The sequence below is a fragment of the Pseudomonas sp. AE27 genome (genome assembly GCF_037113495.1).
Taxonomy (GTDB): domain Bacteria; phylum Pseudomonadota; class Gammaproteobacteria; order Pseudomonadales; family Pseudomonadaceae; genus Aquipseudomonas; species Aquipseudomonas palmensis.
In genome coordinates this window covers 537,875-550,385 of record NZ_CP146966.1, presented here as the reverse complement: position 1 = coordinate 550,385, position 12,511 = coordinate 537,875, and the positions used below count along the sequence as shown (strand labels likewise).

General features: G+C 63.0%; 15 protein-coding genes. 5 read left to right on the top strand and 10 right to left on the bottom strand.

Translation table 11 applies throughout. From position 1 onward, the window contains the following. Positions 1-18 precede the first annotated feature (18 nt). A complete protein-coding gene (locus tag V9K84_RS02585; protein WP_043862723.1) occupies positions 19-990 on the top strand; it encodes a magnesium and cobalt transport protein CorA in 972 nt (323 codons plus the stop codon). Positions 991-993: 3 nt separating this feature from the next. Here the strand turns inward: V9K84_RS02585 and V9K84_RS02580 are convergent, their stop codons facing one another. Beyond that, positions 994-1,722 carry an amidotransferase gene (locus V9K84_RS02580; RefSeq protein ID WP_043862722.1) on the bottom strand — a complete coding sequence of 243 codons (729 nt, stop codon included), beginning with the start codon at positions 1,720-1,722 and terminating at the stop codon, positions 994-996. Positions 1,723-2,269: 547 nt separating this feature from the next. Between V9K84_RS02580 and V9K84_RS02575 the strand changes: the two genes are divergently transcribed. Next, positions 2,270-3,085 carry a cytochrome c gene (locus V9K84_RS02575; RefSeq protein ID WP_078479747.1) on the top strand — a complete coding sequence of 272 codons (816 nt, stop codon included), beginning with the start codon at positions 2,270-2,272 and terminating at the stop codon, positions 3,083-3,085. Positions 3,086-3,127: 42 nt separating this feature from the next. On the opposite strand, the gene V9K84_RS02570 is transcribed toward V9K84_RS02575, so the two are convergent. The 6 genes from V9K84_RS02570 to V9K84_RS02545 form a co-directional block, all read right to left on the bottom strand. Then, positions 3,128-3,457, bottom strand: coding sequence for a ribonuclease E inhibitor RraB (locus V9K84_RS02570; RefSeq protein ID WP_088514076.1), 330 nt, complete (start codon positions 3,455-3,457; stop codon positions 3,128-3,130). Positions 3,458-3,655: 198 nt separating this feature from the next. Next, positions 3,656-3,892 (bottom strand): hypothetical protein, encoded by a 237-nt coding sequence (locus V9K84_RS02565; RefSeq protein WP_043862719.1) that lies wholly within the window; start codon positions 3,890-3,892, stop codon positions 3,656-3,658. Between the two features lie 73 nt (positions 3,893-3,965). Continuing rightward, complete coding sequence (locus V9K84_RS02560; RefSeq protein WP_088514075.1) at positions 3,966-5,300, bottom strand: T6SS immunity protein Tli4 family protein; 1,335 nt, start codon at positions 5,298-5,300, stop codon at positions 3,966-3,968. Continuing rightward, positions 5,297-6,355 carry a hypothetical protein gene (locus tag V9K84_RS02555; RefSeq protein WP_088514074.1) on the bottom strand — a complete coding sequence of 353 codons (1,059 nt, stop codon included), beginning with the start codon at positions 6,353-6,355 and terminating at the stop codon, positions 5,297-5,299. Before V9K84_RS02555 ends, V9K84_RS02560 begins: the two co-directional genes overlap by 4 nt. Further along, positions 6,333-6,629 (bottom strand): hypothetical protein, encoded by a 297-nt coding sequence (locus V9K84_RS02550; protein WP_088514073.1) that lies wholly within the window; start codon positions 6,627-6,629, stop codon positions 6,333-6,335. Before V9K84_RS02550 ends, V9K84_RS02555 begins: the two co-directional genes overlap by 23 nt. 125 nt (positions 6,630-6,754) lie before the next feature. Further along, complete coding sequence (locus tag V9K84_RS02545) at positions 6,755-8,842, bottom strand: LTA synthase family protein (RefSeq protein WP_088514072.1); 2,088 nt, start codon at positions 8,840-8,842, stop codon at positions 6,755-6,757. A gap of 186 nt (positions 8,843-9,028) precedes the next feature. On the opposite strand from V9K84_RS02545, the gene V9K84_RS02540 reads away from it, so the two are divergent. Beyond that, positions 9,029-9,502, top strand: coding sequence for a methylated-DNA--[protein]-cysteine S-methyltransferase (locus V9K84_RS02540; protein ID WP_054915836.1), 474 nt, complete (start codon positions 9,029-9,031; stop codon positions 9,500-9,502). 49 nt (positions 9,503-9,551) lie between these two features. On the opposite strand, the gene V9K84_RS02535 is transcribed toward V9K84_RS02540, so the two are convergent. Then, positions 9,552-9,743, bottom strand: a complete 192-nt coding sequence (locus tag V9K84_RS02535; RefSeq protein WP_043862715.1) for a PLDc N-terminal domain-containing protein — start codon at positions 9,741-9,743, stop codon at positions 9,552-9,554. A 129-nt stretch (positions 9,744-9,872) separates the two neighbouring features. On the opposite strand from V9K84_RS02535, the gene V9K84_RS02530 reads away from it, so the two are divergent. Continuing rightward, positions 9,873-10,814, top strand: coding sequence for a ZIP family metal transporter (locus V9K84_RS02530; RefSeq protein WP_043862714.1), 942 nt, complete (start codon positions 9,873-9,875; stop codon positions 10,812-10,814). Here the strand turns inward: V9K84_RS02530 and V9K84_RS02525 are convergent. Together V9K84_RS02525 and V9K84_RS02520 are read right to left on the bottom strand one after the other, a co-directional pair. Next, complete coding sequence (locus tag V9K84_RS02525) at positions 10,811-11,341, bottom strand: hypothetical protein (RefSeq protein ID WP_043862713.1); 531 nt, start codon at positions 11,339-11,341, stop codon at positions 10,811-10,813. The genes V9K84_RS02530 and V9K84_RS02525 overlap by 4 nt on opposite strands. A gap of 59 nt (positions 11,342-11,400) precedes the next feature. Beyond that, positions 11,401-11,925, bottom strand: a complete 525-nt coding sequence (locus tag V9K84_RS02520; protein WP_054915837.1) for an ankyrin repeat domain-containing protein — start codon at positions 11,923-11,925, stop codon at positions 11,401-11,403. 273 nt (positions 11,926-12,198) lie between these two features. Here V9K84_RS02520 and V9K84_RS02515 point away from each other — a divergent pair, with 273 nt between their 5' ends. Continuing rightward, entirely contained in the window at positions 12,199-12,471 is a 273-nt protein-coding gene (locus V9K84_RS02515; RefSeq protein ID WP_043862711.1) for a DUF3509 domain-containing protein, read from the top strand. Positions 12,472-12,511: the final 40 nt, after the last annotated feature.

The following is a 12,511-nucleotide window of genomic DNA, read 5'->3' as shown; positions in this document are numbered from 1 at the left end:
CGGGGGAAAGGCACAACCATGGGTCGAGTCGTAGCGGCAGCGGTCTACAGCGCCGGTAGAAAAGTCACCAACATCAGCCTCGACGAGGGCGCCGAGTGGGCCAGCAAACCGGGGCACTTCGTGTGGATCGGGCTGGAAGAGCCCTCCGCGCAGGAACTGGCCAATCTGCAGCGCCAGTTCAACCTGCATGAACTGGCAATCGAGGATGCGCTGGAAAAGCACAGCCGGCCCAAGCTTGAAACCTTCGGCGATGCCTTGTTCATCGTGACCTATTCGCCGGTACGCCAGGACGGCAGGCTGGAGTTCATCGAAACGCATATCTTTGCCGGCAACGGCTACATCATCACCTGCCGCAACGGCCACTCCAAATCCTATGCCCTGGTACGCCAGCGCTGCGAGGCCCGGCCGCTGCTGCTCGAGCACGGCGAAGACTTCGTGCTGTATGCACTGCTCGACTTCGTCACTGAAAACTACCAGCCGGTGAGCGAGGCGATTCACAGCGAGATCGAAGAGTTGGAAAACAACGTACTCAGCAGTTCGCTGCAGGAAGACGATATCCGCCGCCTGCACGGCCTGCGTCGCGACATCCTGCGCTTGCGCCGCTATGTGGCACCGATGGTCGAGATCAGCGAAGAGCTGCAGCGCCTGGCCTTCCCCTTCATCGACAAGAACATGCGCCCGTATTTTCGCGACGTGCAGATCCACGTGACGCGGCAGATGGAAGACCTGTCGAGCATCCGCGACATCGCCAGCCAGACCATCGAGATCGGCATGCTGCTGGAGTCGTCACGCCAGAGCATCACCCAGCGCAAGTTCGCCGCGTGGGCGGCGATCCTGGCCTTCCCCACCGCCGTGGCGGGTATCTACGGGATGAACTTTCAGAACATGCCGGAGCTGAGCTGGCACTACGGCTACTTCACCGTGCTGGGGGTCATCGCCCTGGGCTGCACGGCACTGTTCGCCAGCTTCAAGCGCTCCGGCTGGCTGTAGGCCTCAGGCCGCGCTGCCCTGTGGCTTGTGCGCGACAAAGCGCATCATCCACTCGGCCACCGTGGTGCCCTGGTGTTGCTGGTCGAGGCTGGCCACGCCCTTGCTGTAGACCTCCGGGCCCAGGTGCTGCTGGCGCAGCTCGAGCAAGGCACGGGAATAGTCGTGGATGAACTCGGGGTGGCCCTGGAAGCACAGCACCTGGTCGCCAATGTGATAGGCGGCATAGGGGCAGAAGTCGCTGGAGGCGATCACTGTGGCGTTTTCGGGCAACTGGGTAACCTGGTCCTGGTGGCTGATCAGCAGGGTCAGTTCCTCCACCTGCGGGCTCATCCACGGCGCCTTGGCCGCCATCACGTAGCGGTGGGTTCCCACCCCCCAGCCCTGGTGCGCGCGCTCGCTGCGCCCGCCCAGCAACAGGGCCAGCAACTGGTGGCCGAAGCATACGCCCAGCAGCTTGTCGCCGCGCTTGTAGCGGTCCAGCAGAAAGGTCTTGAGCCTGGCGATCCACGGGTCGTCGCCAAACGAGTCGGCCTTGCTGCCGGTCACCAGGTAGGCGTCGAACACCTCGTCGTCGTCGGGGTATTCACCGTTCATCACGTTGTACACGCGAAATTCGGCGGCAATCGGCTGATGGGTGAACAGGTGCTCGAACATCCGTCCGTAGCCCTGATACTGATCGACCAGCTCGGGTCGCAGGACATCGGTTTCCAGGATGCAGATGCGTAACGACATAGATTTAGTCCCGAACGACATGAGGCACAAAGTGTCGCTAGAGCCTGCCGCGAATGGCGCTCGGAGGCAAGTGTTCACTCGGACGAACGGTCACACTGTGCAGGCCATGCCCCGGAGCGCACGCACGTGTCTAGCTGAAGGGATGGTCGCCGGATGGCCCTTGGCCTCATAGCCGTAGTGCCTTAGAACCCACCATTTAATACGAAAGCGTTCTAAAACACGGGTGACGTTGACCCTAAGGTTAGTTGTAATCGAAGCAAAGCAGGTCCGATGCGGGGGCAACGCGGACATTTCGACAGCGCTCGCGGGTTATCACGGACCCTGGCCAAGGACGCCACACGGCATTCAGGAATAACAACAAAAAGGCAGACCGCCATGTTCAAGCACTCCAAAGTACGTCAAGCCGGCCTCATCCTCTTCGCCACGACGCTGCTGCTGATCGTGCCCAACCTCACACGACTGTTCGGCTGAAGCCCACCCGTTCTGTAACCAGGCATCATCGCAACGCTGGTGTATCCTGCCGGCCTGAATGGTTGGAGAGCACCCGATGCGTCATTGCCTTGCCCTGATCCTGCTGTTGAGCCTGCCCCTGCACGCCGCACAGCTGACCCTGAACCTGGGCGGCGCCGAGCGCCAGTGGAGCACCGCTCAACTGCTGGCTCACCCGCAGGCGCGGGATATCCGCATCGACGGTGACGTTTCCTACAAGAAGACCATGCACTACCGCGCCGTGCCCATGGTGGCGCTGCTGGAGGGCGTAGCCCCCGGCGATCATCTGCAGGCCGTGGCGCTGGATGGCTTTGCCGCCGAACTGCCCGCTGCCCCGTTGCTCGGCAACGGCCCGGCACGCGCCTGGCTGGCCATCGAGGACCCCGCCCACCCATGGCCAGCTCTGAGCAAGGGCAAAGGCAGCGCCGGGCCCTTCTACCTGGTGTGGACCCAACCGCAGGCAGGCCGGATCAGCCCCGAACAATGGCCTTTCCAGCTTGCCACCATGCGCCGCCTGGCCCCTGTGGCATCGCGCTTCCCGGCACTGCTGCCAGACCCGCAACTGCGTGAGAACGACCCGGTCAACCTGGGCTTTGCCGTGTTTCAGAAAAACTGCCTGGCCTGCCACCGACTCAACGGTGCCGGCGATGCGCAGTTCGGGCCCGACCTGAACATGCCCTTCAACCCCACCGAGTACTTCCAGCCGGCGTTCTTGCGCCGTTACATCCGCAACCCGCAAAGCCTGCGCCAGTGGCCACAGGCGCGCATGCCCGGCTTTGCCGAAACGGTGATCAGCGACGCAGAACTGGACCAGTTGCTGGGGTACCTGGCGCACATGGCCAGCCGCAAGCGGTCCGGGGTGGAAGTACCCTGAAAATGGATGGGGGCGGCATGGCCGCCCCGCGGATACACAGGTTCAGGCGAGCAGTCGCTCCTGCTTGACGCCCCAGCCCTGTATCTGGCCGCCCAAAGGGGAAACTGCCAGCTCGAAGTCATGCTCGAACTCGCCGATGCCGCCATAGGTGGCGAACATCAGTTTGCTCAACTCCAGCTGCCACCCCTCGTCGCTTTCGCGTATCTGGGTGTTGATCGATTCACCACGAAACTTGCCTGCGGCCCTGCGCGCCCGCTCCTCGTCCGGGAACACCGCATAGAACTCGATGGGATGGATCTGGGCAAAATCGAAACCGCCTTCTTTCATGCGGCGTAGAACCGTGCTGCTGATGTCCTCATACGGGCTGCTCATGAATCGTCCTCCTCGTCGCGATGGATAGACTTTCAGTGCATTACGCACTGACCCACCCTGCCAAACGTGGGTGGGCAACTCGAGCGGATGTAGCGGATGCAGCGATGGTTTAAGGGAAAAGGGCCGGCTGGGTAAATAACCCGTGACCCTGGCTGCAGACTAGCGCCAATCACAAGGGTATGCCAGTAGCGCGAGCGCTCAGGGCTGTTCTTTGATTTCCTTGATCTCCACGCCGCTGTCCTGCTTCAGCCATTCGGCAGTGGGCATCGACACGCGGCCCTCGAAATCATTGAGGTCCGCCTTGTCCACGACAGGATAGAGGTGGGCGCGAATCACCCGAGCCGCCTCTTCGATACTGGGCTGCTGCTCGGCGTCAAACGACAGCGAGGTCCTTTCGCCTTTCTGGTCAACAAAGGTAATTACCCACGCTTTCATTGGATTCTCCTCAGTAACGCGACTCAGGGTGAATCAGCCTTACCTTCCGTTGACCCCGCGCCTGGGCGGTTGTTCAGTCGGCCTGCGGCGCAAAACGATGGCCGCCCGGCAGCGCCCGGATGCTTTTCAGGGTCTGCAGCATATCGACGCGGGTGCGCTCGAACGCAAGCTGCGGCTGGGAATGATCATCGAGCACCGTCAGCCCCACGCCAGGCTGGTATCCAGTGGGCGGAGCGTCGCCGTCGAGCGTGAACGTTTCGTAATCCACCGGCTTGTGGTACGCATCATAGGCCTTGTAGCGCGCACCGCGAAGGTTGCCGTCGAGGGCCCCGACAAGCACGCGCAGCGGGCCGAACATGTCGGTCTGGACGAGCGTCGGAAACCGCCTGGAAATCACCTGCTCCAACAGCTTCGGCATGAAATCGGCGTCTTTCCTGATCTCGCGCCCCATGCTCAGGCGGTGCAGCAGGTGCGGGTTGCCCACGGGGTTGAAGCCCAGCGTTATCGAATGATGCGGGGCGCCATCGTCGGCAATGAACCCGAACGGCAGGCAAAAGCCGCGCTGCTGCGGGATTTCGTATTGCTCGCGGGTTCGAAAGGCCGCCAGCAAGGCACGGGCCCTGGGCTCGACACGTTCCAGTGAGACCGGTACGCCGGCAGCGTCCGACCCTGCATGAAATACAAAGCGATAGATGCGCTGGTTACGCCAGAGATGGGCCGTCATCTCACCCGGCACCCAGTCGGCGAACGTATCTGCAATCCCCAGGTCCAGAAAGCGCTCTTGCTCGAACAATGCGTCGGTCGGCCACTTGGCCTGTTCCTCGAGATAAGCTGCGCGTTCAGCCTCCAGTTTGACGGTGGGGCGCCCCGTGGCCGAGAACTCGCGGATCATGTCGTTGAGTACGAACAACTCGGTGCTCACCCAGTTGATTCGCGTAATGGTGTCGTCCAGGGCGCGATGCTGTTCAAGCAACGTGGAATAGTCTTCGTCGTCAGCCTTTTTTGCATCGATCTGGGCTTGCAGCGCGTCGATCTGCGCACGTACCACGCGTGTTTGCGCCGAACCGCGATTAGGCCCGTGGATAAGCTGCAGGCGATCGAAGACATTGCGATCCGTCACGGGGCTCACTTCGATCTTCACCAGGTAGGTCTGCTCGGGTGTCACGCCCTCGCCATACATGATCTGCTGGCCACCCGGGGCGATGGTTGGGCGCACGGGTTCGAAGTCCGGCTTTTGCCAGTAGCCGCCGGCAAGGTGCCAGGCAATCTCCTTGGGCACATCGAACTGCACCCGCCCCATGCACTCGGTACGCCAACCCGGCGGCGTCTGGTAACCCGGCTCACCCAGCGCCGACAGGGGCGCTGCCAGCAACGCCAGCCACATCCAGCTCATGTGTAACGACTTCATGTACGTTTCCTTTTCTGTGCCACTTGCGGTGCGTTCGGCAGGGCCTGTACCTGCCCCAGTATCTCGACGGCTTCTGTCTCCAACAGCTTCAGGCTCAGGCCGTCGCGGCTGTGCAACTGGTCCACCTGCAGGATCATCGAAGGAACGGGCGAGGCGCCCAGGTGCGCTGCGCGCAGCTGGAATGTTTCGCGGCGATCCGTTTCGTGTTCGAGGTACCACTTGGTCAGCGTGGTGGTTTGCAGGATGGTCATCTGCCCCAGCCGGAACTGGCGTTCCGGCAGTTGCTCAAGTACGGGGAAATCAGCGCGATCGAGCGACAGGTCAGCGGCCCGCCGGGCCTCGAACTGCTCGCGCAGCGACTGGCTGGCCACCTGAAGGTCGTAGCGGACCGCCTCCTGGTGCCGCCCGAACCACGCGGCGCGCACCACATAGGGGGCTGTACCGTCATCGGCCAGAAAGCCGAACGGCAGGCATATACCCGGTTGTCGAGGCACTTCGAAGGCGGCGCGTGGACGCAAGGCGGCGAGCACACGGCGTACATGCGGGTCCAACCGCTGCAGCACCTGCTCGTTGCTCACTCCACGTTCGATGTAACCGAAGTTGAGCTTGTAGACGCGCGACTGGCGCCACAGCACCACGGTCAACCCATGCTCGTTGTACACCGCATAGCCATCCTCCAGGGCAAAGTCCGGCAGGACTTGCCACTTGAAGCGATCGGAGACGGGGTACACCGCGTCTTCACGGTTGAGCCGCTCAAGCCGCGCCTGCAGCGTGTCCACTGGCCAGCCCTTGCCCGCGAAGTCGGCGATCATCGCCTCGAGCGACGCCCGTTCACCGGGGATCTTGTCGATGCGCTCGAAGGTGCGCGCTAGTGCCTTGTACCGTTCGTTCAAGGCGTGGTACTCGCTCGGCTTCTGGGCCTTTAGGTACGGGGTCATCAGGTTCCCGATACGTGTCTGCTCGGCCATGATGTACTCGCCCTGCGCATTGGCCCGGCTCAGGACCAGACGATCCTTGAGGCGGTCGTACAGCTCACGGGTAGTGAGCGGGCTCACGGGTAGTGAGCGGGCTCACATCGATGGTGACCAGGTGCGATTCCCCGGAGAACGCCGGTGCGCCGTAGTCGGCCTGCCACGTATCGCCACCAGGCATGAAGCGGGCGAACGGCTCGCCCAGGCGAAGACCGCTCATTTGCCACTCCAGGCTGGCCGGTACCACAAAGTGCGAGCGCCCTACACATTCCTGAGCCATCTCGGGCGCAGGCGATACGGCATCAGCCACCGCCTGGATCGAATGGCACAGGCAAACCAGCAACACGAACACACGCACGCAAACATCCTTTTTGCGGGACCGCTGTCGGCCCCTCTTGCTGAGGCGCGTGATTTGAGCACCCACGGCCCGAAAAGCCAAGACCCCGGCAAGCCGGGGTCCTGGTCAGTGCAACAGCCCGTGCGTCATTGCGGCGTGCTGTGGGTCACGCCGGCAGTGTTGTCCAGCAGGCTCTTGGTCGCGGTCTGGATGTAGGACTCCAGCTTGCGGCTCAATTGTGCCTGGTCCGGGCTTTCGATCACCTCGGCCTTGAAGTTGGCCCCAAGCTGGTAACGGTACATGCGCGGCGACATGTCCTTGGACTGGATCAGAATGCGATCGCCCTGCACCAGGCCGACGATCTGCTCACTGCCCGATGGCTTGATCATGCCGATGCCTTCATCGCCGGCCGGCAGGTTGAGCAGGTCACGCCCCCAGCACTGATGACGGGTTTCGCCCCCCAGTCGGCCCATGATGGTCGGCACGATGTCGACCTGGGTGCCCACGGTGTGGCTGACCGCACCGAACTTTTCCTGGATACCCGGCGCAATCAGCAGCAGCGGCACGTTGAAGCGGCCCAGGTCCAGCTCGGTGACCTGCTGGGCATTGCCGAAGCCGTGGTCGCCGACGATCACGAACAGGGTCTCCTTGAAGTACGGCTCCTTGCGCGCCTTCTCGAAGAACTGGCCCAGCGCCCAGTCCGAGTAGCGCATGGCGGTCAGGTGCTCGTTCAGGCGGCCCTGGTCGGTCACCGGCTGCACCGGCAGGTCCTTGGGCAACGCATACGGAGTGTGGTTGGACAGGGTCTGCAGCAGGGCATAGAACGGCTTCTTGCCATAGTTGTGCGCAAGCTCCTGTGCACCGCGGTCGAACATGTCCTGGTCGGACACCCCCCACGTCGGGTCGGAGAACACCGGGTTGACGAAGTCATTGCGGCCGATGAAGGTGGTCATGCCCTGGTTGCCGAAGAACCCGGACTGGTTGTCCCAGGCGAAGTCGCCGTTGTAGACGTACACGTCGTCATAGTCGCGGGCGCTGAGCAGCGCCGGCAGGCCGGACAGCTTGTGGCCGCCTTCCGGCGTCTGCATCAGGTATTCGAAGCCTGGCAGGTTCGGGAAGCAGGCCATGGTGGCGAACATGCCCTGGTGGGTATGGGTGCCGTTGGAGAAGAAACGGTCGAACAGCAGACCTTCCTTGGCCAGCTTGTCGAAGTACGGGGTGATGTTGGTGGTACTGCCCAGCGCGCCCACCGAGTGGCCGGCGAAGCTCTCCATCAGGATTACCACGACGTTCTTGATCGGCAGGCTGTTGGCCGCAGGCGGGGTGAAGTCACGGCGGATCGCCGCGCTTTCGGCATCCACCAGCTGGTCGTGCTCGGTCAGGATCATGTCGCGCACGGTCTGCTGGGCCTGGCTCTGGTCGAGGGTGGCCTTCCAGATGTTGCCGCGGTCTTCGCCAAAACGGCTGTGGGCGGCGTCGATCAGGGTCAGGGTGCCGTTAAGGCCCAGCTGGTTGACGAAATTGGAGTCGGTAGTGAACGCGTCACCCCAACGCATCGGCGGGCCCTGGCGCAAGGTGCCACGGGCGGCGATCACGGCCACCAGCAGGATCACCACGAATACCGCGCCACGCAGGTACCAGGGCGCCACGCTGCGCAGGCCGGCGACGTTGCTGGAGTACTCGCCGCGCGGGCGGGTAAGACGGTCGATGCCCTTGAACAGCAGGCTCAGCACCCAGGTGCCAAAGGCCCAGGCCAGCAGGTAGCGCACCACCGGAAAGCCGTACCAGAGCATGCTCAGAACGGTCTTGGGGTCTTCCTTCACATACTGGAACACCAGGCCGTTGAGACGCTGGTGAAACTCGCGGTAGAAGTCCATCTCCATCAGGCCGAGGAACATCACCACGCTGGAAGCCAGGGTCAGCCATACGCGAAACAGGCCACGGGCGGCCATGGCGCGAGCGCTGAGGATCGCCAGCAGCAGCGGAATGCTCAGGTATACCACCACGCGCAGGTCGAAGCGCAGGCCGTTGAGGAAGCCTTCGGCGACGGTCGAGAGCGGGGTGTCACCGATCATGTCGCTGTTGTAGAGCAGCAGCGCCAGGCGCACGAGGCTCAGCATCAGCATGATCACCAGGCCGCACAGCAAGGTATAGGCGAGGTGTGATTTGAGCGTTGGTTGCAGCAACGGGCGCGAAGCGGCTCGCTGATGACTCAAGGCATCCGTGTTAGCCATGGACAGGAAGATCCCTAGGGTTCAGATTTTTATGAGGGCCGGGACATTGCGTGGCCCTTGGACGAACGGAAATTCGCGCGCGGATTGTCAGCAATCGAATGTGAAAATTATGTTGAAGACCGCGCCTCGAACAATAGCTCAGTGTTCGGGTATCGTGTGGGCCAGACATGCCCGGAGCCACTCACCATGTACTTTCGCTACCACCCCAGCCCTATCGGCCAGTTGCTGCTGGCCGGTGATGAACAAGGTCTGCACCTGCTGCACATGGACAGCGCCCACCCCTGGCAACTGGCCGAAAGCTGGCAGCCGGCGGGCGCGCAGCTGGATACGGTGGCGCGACAGCTCGATGAGTATTTCGAAGGTCGGCGCCAGCGTTTCGAGCTGCCCCTGGCGCCACGGGGTACCGAATTCCAACGTGCGGTGTGGTGGGCGCTGCAGCAGATTCCGTATGGCACCACCACCAGCTATGCACAACTGGCGCAGCGCGTCGGGCGGCCGAAGGCGATACGCGCGGTAGGCACGGCCAACGGCGCCAACCCGGTGGCGGTGATCGTGCCGTGCCACCGGGTGATTGGCAGCGACGGCAGCCTGACCGGGTTTTCAGGTGGCCTGGAGCGCAAGCAGCAGTTGTTGCAGCTTGAGGGCGCCTGGTTGATCTGAGCCGCCGCATCGCCGGGCAGGCCCACGCCCACAAGAGCCTGGACTGGCGCTACAGCCTTACGTTGCCCCGTGGCCCGGCAATCGCCCAGATGATAAGGCCCAGCACCGGCAGCAGCAGGATCAGCAGGATCCACAGCACCTTGGCCCCGCCACTGGCGCCGCTCTTGATCACGTTGATGATCGCCCAGATATCCAGCGCCAGAATGACCAGCCCCACCAACCCATTGAACGTCGACCCCATGGTGATACTCCCATGATTGAACCTGCCTTCAGCGTAGCTGGCTATCGGCCCCATAGCGGCGAACCGCTCGTCGCACACGCCGCGCAGTGATTACACTCGATTGATCGACTCCGTACCACAGAGGCCTCCATGCCACCCGCCCAAAGCTCCGCCAACGCCAACCCGACCTCCCTGCGCAGCGCCTGGCTGCACCAGGTTCAGGCCACCCCATGGCTCAGTGCCGGCCTGGCCCTGAGCCTGCTCGCCGTGCTCGGCCTGCTGGTCGCCAGTGCCTGGAACGCGGTGCATGGCGACAACAAGGACAACCTGCACATGGCCCTGCTCGGCGGCCTGGCAGGGTTTGGCGCCACGGCGCTGGGCGCGGTACTGGCGGTGGTGCTGCGCGACGTCAGCGCCCGCTCGCAGGATGTGATGCTCGGCTTCGCCGCCGGCATGATGCTCGCCGCCAGTTCGTTTTCGCTGATTCTGCCGGGCCTGGAGGCTGCGCGTGAAATCACCGGCAACGGGCCTTTCGCGGCCTTGACCGTGGTGGTCGGCATGGGCCTGGGGGTGCTGCTGATGCTGGGCCTGGACCGCTTCACGCCCCATGAGCACGAAAGCACCGGCCCCTGCGGCCCACAGTCGGAACGCATCAACCGGGTGTGGCTGTTCGTGCTGGCGATCACCCTGCACAACCTGCCCGAGGGCATGGCCATCGGCGTGGGCTTTGCCAACGGCGACCTCAACGTGGGCCTGCCGCTGACCACCGCCATCGCCATCCAGGACATTCCCGAAGGCCTGGCCGTGGCACTGGCGTTGCGCGCCACCGGCCTGTCCAACCTCAAGGCTGCGCTGGTGGCGGTCGGCTCGGGGCTGATGGAGCCGATCGGGGCAGTGATCGGCCTGGGCATTTCCACCGGTTTTGCCATTGCCTACCCGGTGAGCATGGGCCTGGCGGCCGGGGCGATGATTTTCGTGGTATCCCACGAGGTGATCCCCGAAACCCACCGCAATGGCCACCAGACCTCGGCCACCCTGGGCCTGATGGGCGGCTTCGCGGTGATGATGTTCCTGGATACCGCGCTGGGCTAGACGTGTACCGCGACCCGCAGCGCCTCCAGGGCAGGCGCCGCGGCGATGCCGACCTCGGCGCACAGCTCCAGCACCCGCGGCACGTCGTTGCCGTACACCAGCACCATCTGCAATTCGTCGTCCAGCAACTGGCTGATGTTGACCAGGGTGTAGCCGCCGTTTTCCTTGTTCATGCTGCCCATCTGCACCTGGATGCGGTTGAGTGCCGTGAGCGGCTCGACCTTGACCAGTTGCTTGGGCTTGATGTTGAAGGCAACGTCCTTGCCGAACGAGTCGGTGATCTGCTGGAACAGGTCACTGTAGGTGTCGGCCTGGAACAGCACGGTATCGGGCAGGCTGCCGATCACCACCCACTCCCCCAGCGGGATCGGGAAGGTGTCGTCGTAGTTGATGTCGGGGTTGGCCGCCAGGAACGCCTGCGGGTCGGCATAGGCCTGCGCCGCTTCATCGGCGATGCGCTCGATTTCGGCGTCCGGAAGGCAGCCGGAGCTGATTTTGCCGATGAGTTCGACCAGTTGGTTTTTCATGCGGGGGCCCTGCGAGGCGAAAAAAGTCGCCAAGGATAGCCGCAAAAGCCCCCTGGCAGTTAGCCGGCCAGCGCCTGCAACTGGGCGACGGTGTCGGGTGCGCCCATGGTTTGCGCGGCAACCAGTGCGGTGGCGCCCTGCGCGTCGCGGTGATTGGGGTTCGCGCCCTTGCCGAGCAAGTAGGTGACGATGGAGGTGCGGTTGAACATCGCGGCCAGCATCAGCGCGGTACGGCCATCGGCAGACGCTCCATCGATCAGCGCGCCCTTCTCCACCAGCAGCTCGATCATCGCCTGGTTGCCCTTGAAAGCGGCACCGGCAATCGGCAACTGGCCCTTGTCATTGGCAATCTGCGGGTCTGCGCCGTGCTCAAGCAGCACCCTCACCGCTTCAAGGTGGCCGTGGTAGCTGGCAAGCATCAGCAGCGTGTCGCCGTTGCCATTGCGAAGGTTGACCGGCAGGCCCTTCTCCAGCAGACGGCCAAGCATGTCGGCGTCCCCCTTGCGCGCCCGATCGAACACTTCTTCGGCAAAGGCTGCGGCTTCATCGTCGTTCATCGGGGTGGGGGTTGGGTGGTCGGTCATCGGGAACCTCCTGGCTGCGGTAGAGCCCAAGTCTTTGTCAGGGAAGGCTTTGGGTCAACCTCGCAAATCCCATGAGGACGACAGAGCGAATCTATTGGCCGCAGGGCACTGCAAAATGCACTGTGCAAATTGCACGACCATGCAGAATGCACGGCACCCCTTCTGTACGCTAACTTTAAGTCATTGTTTTATAAGCTTTTTTTAATCAAGGAAAACTGGCACGGTCGCTGCACCTATCACTTCATGTCTGCCACACAACAGTCAGGAGCTGATATGGACCTCATCCAGCAAAAATTCGCCTCGGTATTTTCCGCCTACGACGTCACCACCCAGGCTCGCCCTGATGGCGGTGTACTGCTGACGTTGCGCGCCGCCGACGGCAAACAGGTCAAGCGCTCGATTTCGTATGGCCAGCTGCACAGTGCCGAGCAACTGTCGTGGGCGATCAGCGCGATCCGCCGCGACCTGGCCGAGCAGGCCAGCGAGCTGCCGGTGATCTCGATGCTGCAAAGCCAACAGCGGTTCGCACTACCGACCTATCGCTGAATCGCGTAGCGGCCTTTGCTGGCAAGCCAGTGCCAACAGG

What these genes read in the sequence shown, in the direction of transcription:
- V9K84_RS02585 (WP_043862723.1), top strand. Translation starts at nt 19, where the DNA reads ATGGGTCGAGTCGTAGCGGCAGCGGTCTACAGCGCCGGTAGAAAAGTC.
- V9K84_RS02520 (WP_054915837.1), bottom strand. Translation starts at nt 11,925, where the DNA reads ATGACCGACCACCCAACCCCCACCCCGATGAACGACGATGAAGCCGCA.
- V9K84_RS02515 (WP_043862711.1), top strand. Translation starts at nt 12,199, where the DNA reads ATGGACCTCATCCAGCAAAAATTCGCCTCGGTATTTTCCGCCTACGAC.
- V9K84_RS02560 (WP_088514075.1), bottom strand. Translation starts at nt 5,300, where the DNA reads ATGAAGTCGTTACACATGAGCTGGATGTGGCTGGCGTTGCTGGCAGCG.
- V9K84_RS02540 (WP_054915836.1), top strand. Translation starts at nt 9,029, where the DNA reads ATGTACTTTCGCTACCACCCCAGCCCTATCGGCCAGTTGCTGCTGGCC.
- V9K84_RS02565 (WP_043862719.1), bottom strand. Translation starts at nt 3,892, where the DNA reads ATGAAAGCGTGGGTAATTACCTTTGTTGACCAGAAAGGCGAAAGGACC.
- V9K84_RS02575 (WP_078479747.1), top strand. Translation starts at nt 2,270, where the DNA reads ATGCGTCATTGCCTTGCCCTGATCCTGCTGTTGAGCCTGCCCCTGCAC.
- V9K84_RS02580 (WP_043862722.1), bottom strand. Translation starts at nt 1,722, where the DNA reads ATGTCGTTACGCATCTGCATCCTGGAAACCGATGTCCTGCGACCCGAG.
- V9K84_RS02535 (WP_043862715.1), bottom strand. Translation starts at nt 9,743, where the DNA reads ATGGGGTCGACGTTCAATGGGTTGGTGGGGCTGGTCATTCTGGCGCTG.
- V9K84_RS02570 (WP_088514076.1), bottom strand. Translation starts at nt 3,457, where the DNA reads ATGAGCAGCCCGTATGAGGACATCAGCAGCACGGTTCTACGCCGCATG.
- V9K84_RS02525 (WP_043862713.1), bottom strand. Translation starts at nt 11,341, where the DNA reads ATGAAAAACCAACTGGTCGAACTCATCGGCAAAATCAGCTCCGGCTGC.
- V9K84_RS02545 (WP_088514072.1), bottom strand. Translation starts at nt 8,842, where the DNA reads ATGGCTAACACGGATGCCTTGAGTCATCAGCGAGCCGCTTCGCGCCCG.
- V9K84_RS02530 (WP_043862714.1), top strand. Translation starts at nt 9,873, where the DNA reads ATGCCACCCGCCCAAAGCTCCGCCAACGCCAACCCGACCTCCCTGCGC.